Source organism: Psychromonas sp. (assembly GCF_047632995.1).
In the GTDB taxonomy this organism is placed as follows: Bacteria; Pseudomonadota; Gammaproteobacteria; order Enterobacterales; family Psychromonadaceae; genus Psychromonas.
Genome location: NZ_JBLIEK010000225.1, coordinates 1 through 3,267 on the forward strand (window position 1 = coordinate 1; position 3,267 = coordinate 3,267).

A 3,267-nucleotide genomic window follows, 5' to 3' on the forward strand; every position below is an offset into this window, starting at 1 on the left:
AGAGAGTACCTTTTAGGAATATTATAATTACGGTGTTATGGTATGTATCAGATCAATGTTTACCATTAAACAGTAATTTTGGAAAGATGAATAATCGATGTTTACATATATAGCGCGACAAGCAATATTGAATAAAAACAAGGAATTGTACGCCTACGAGTTATTATTTAGAGACGGCGAAAATAATTGTTTCCCAAATATTCCTCCAGACGAAGCAACATCGAAAATTTTAACGGATAGTCACTTAGATCTTGGTTTAGAAGACATTTCCGCGGGCAAACCCGTTTTTATCAATTTTCATCAAGACACACTTTTGCACCGTTTTCCAACTTCGCTTGACCCAAAAAAAGTAGTAATTGAAGTGGTAGAGACAGTTAAACCTACCGCTGAACTAGTTCAAGCTTGTGCAAACATTAAAGAGTTAGGTTATAAAATAGCCTTAGATGATCATGATTTTGACCCAATGTGGGATGTACTCTTACCTTATACCGATATTATTAAAGTAGACATTGTTGAGTGTGATGAACAAGTACTTATCGATAATATTGGTAAGTACCTGGGTTCTAACATTAAATTAATTGCTGAAAAAATTGAGACTTTGCAAGAATTTGAAAAATATCGAGACATGGGATTCGACTATTTTCAGGGATACTTTTTTGCTAAACCAGAAGTTATAAAACAAAAAAAACTGCCTACTTCTAAGTTATCATTGATTGAACTAATAGCTGCAAGCACTTCAGAAGATTTTGAGCTTGATAAAATTAGCAATATTATTCAGCGTGATGTGTCTTTGTCATACAAGTTGTTGCGATTTATTAATAATCCCCTTATCAATAAATATAATGAAATTAGTGACTTGCGTCATGCATTGAATTACATGGGTCAGATAGAAGTTAAAAAATTTATTGCACTACTAGCACTGGCAAATTTAGGTGACAATAAACCAGTCGAGCTCATTCACTTATCATTGGTCAGAGCTAAATTTTGTGACTTAATCGGACAGGCAAAATCAATGAATAAGAACCCCCCTACGGGTTTTTTAGTAGGACTATTTTCGCTTCTAGACGCATTACTTGATCAACCTATGGAGGATATCGTTGAAAAATTGCCTATTGGCGAAAATATAAAGGCGGCCCTGTGTGGTCGTGAAAACGAACTAAGACAATTTTTAGCTTTAATTAGAGCATTTGAAAGTGGCTATTGGAAAGGCATTGCTACCATTTCAAGTCAATTATCACTCGACTTGAAAATGACTCAAGCTTTTTATAATGAATCGTTAAAATGGGGTGTCGCAATGAGACAATCGGTGAGGGACTAATTTCAAGGTTAACCCAAATAAACAGAGGTGTATTCAAGCCCTTTTTTTTAATGCTATGATGGCTTGAAAGTGGCATTTAAAACATGTTGATTGATGCGCGTGGTCTGATATTATCGACCCGAAAAACCGCCATAATAAATATACACAAACAGGATAGACATGTTTGCATTTATAGCCCGCCAACCAATATTAGATAGGGATAAGCAAGTTTTTGCCTACGAGCTTTTTTTTAGAGATGGTAAAAATAATTGTTATCCTAGTGAAGAAAGAGATGAGCAAACGAGTAAACTTATCGCTAAAAATTATCAAACACTTCATTTAGATGATATCTCTTGCAGTAAAAAATCTTTTATCAATTTCCAATCTGAAACACTAATGAGCGGTTTGCCTGCTTCTCTTGATCCAGAGAATGTGGTGGTAGAATTAGTCGCTGGAAGAAGCGACGCCAGTAGCCTTTTGGATATGTGCAAACATGTAAAAAAAATGGGTTATAAAGTCGCTTTAGAAGAATGCAACCTGAAACCAAATTGGAACGATTTTTTGCCTTTTATTGATATGCTTAAATTTAATACTAATCATGAAAATTTGGAATTTTTAGCGACAAACGTCAACCGTATTATGGATGCAAATGTGCAATTGATTGCAGATCAAGTCGACACGCAAGACAGTTTTAGTATTTATAAAGATGTGGGCTTTGATTATTTTCAAGGATATTTCTTTGCTAAGCCGGAATCAGTATCTAATAAAAATTTACTTACATCCAAACTTACTTTAGTAGAATTAATGGGTGCTAGTTCTAGTGAGTCATTCGATATAGAGAGTATTAATAGTGTTGTTGAGCATGATGTTGGTTTGTCTTACATGCTGTTGCGATTTATTAATAACCCCACTATAAATAAGCGTTACAAAATAACTTCATTACGACATGCTCTTAATTATATGGGTGAGGTAGAGATTAAGAAGTTTATCGCTTTACTCGCCTTGGCTAATTTATCTGACAATAAACCTTTAGAGTTACTTCACCTATCGTTAGTTCGAGCAAAATTTTGTGATTTATTAGGTTCTGAAAACTCCATCGGTACTAACCCTCCTGTCGCATTTTTAGTAGGTTTGTTTTCAATGCTGGATGCCTTACTTGATCAAAAAATGGAATTCTTGGTTGAGAAATTGCCTATAGCTGACGAGGTTAAGGAAGCTCTATGTGGTGGCCAAAACGATTTATCTATGTATTTGTCCTTAGTTAAAGCATTTGAAAGTGGTAATTGGCTAAAAGTAATCAGAATTTCAAAAATTCTTGAAATTGATCAAAAGCTTCTACATAGCTTATTTAATAAAGCTATTCTTTGGGGAAATGGTGTTCGCCGGTCAATATCTCCTCACTTTCCAGAATCTAAAGCCTAGCATTTCAATAGGACAACAACTTGTATGAATAAGCTGCTCAAAGAACACATAGTGGTCGCTCAAAACGCATCTGGACGAAACATGAATGTGCCTTTGTATCGATTTGTTGGCAAACAGCCTGGACCAAAAGTGTATATCCAGAGTTCAATCCACGGTGCTGAGGTGCAAGGCAATGTAGTTATTTATCAACTTATTCAATGGCTAAAAAATTTACCAATATGTGGAGAGGTGTTGTTGGTGCCAAACTGTAACCCGGTTGGCACCAACATCAAGGCAGGTGAATATACCTTAGGGCGTTTTGACCCAGTTAATGGCACAAACTGGAATCGTGGTTATTATTATGATGACGCTTTTATTCGTGAATTTGCACATAGTATTGATGATGAGGAAGCTGTTCAGTCTATCAAATTTCGTTTTCGAAAAAAAATGAAACAACAATTACAATCTAGACTAGACGAAACATGGGGTATTGGTCTGGCCCAGCATCTTAATTTGAAACTGCAGCAACTAGCCTTTGATGCAGATTATGTTTTGGACTTGCATAATGG

At 35.4% G+C, this 3,267-nt stretch carries 3 protein-coding genes; all 3 read left to right on the forward strand.

Going from position 1 to position 3,267, the window contains the following annotated elements; all coding sequences use genetic code 11:
- Window positions 1-97 precede the first annotated feature (97 nt).
- A complete protein-coding gene (locus tag ACJAT7_RS18640; protein ID WP_415228288.1) occupies window positions 98-1,318 on the forward strand; it encodes an EAL and HDOD domain-containing protein in 1,221 nt (406 codons plus the stop codon).
- A gap of 159 nt (window positions 1,319-1,477) precedes the next feature.
- Entirely contained in the window at window positions 1,478-2,719 is a 1,242-nt protein-coding gene (locus tag ACJAT7_RS18645) for an EAL and HDOD domain-containing protein (RefSeq protein ID WP_293755897.1), read from the forward strand.
- Between the two features lie 24 nt (window positions 2,720-2,743).
- The coding region (locus tag ACJAT7_RS18650) for a succinylglutamate desuccinylase/aspartoacylase family protein (protein WP_415228289.1) at window positions 2,744-3,267 on the forward strand (524 nt) is incomplete at its 3' end.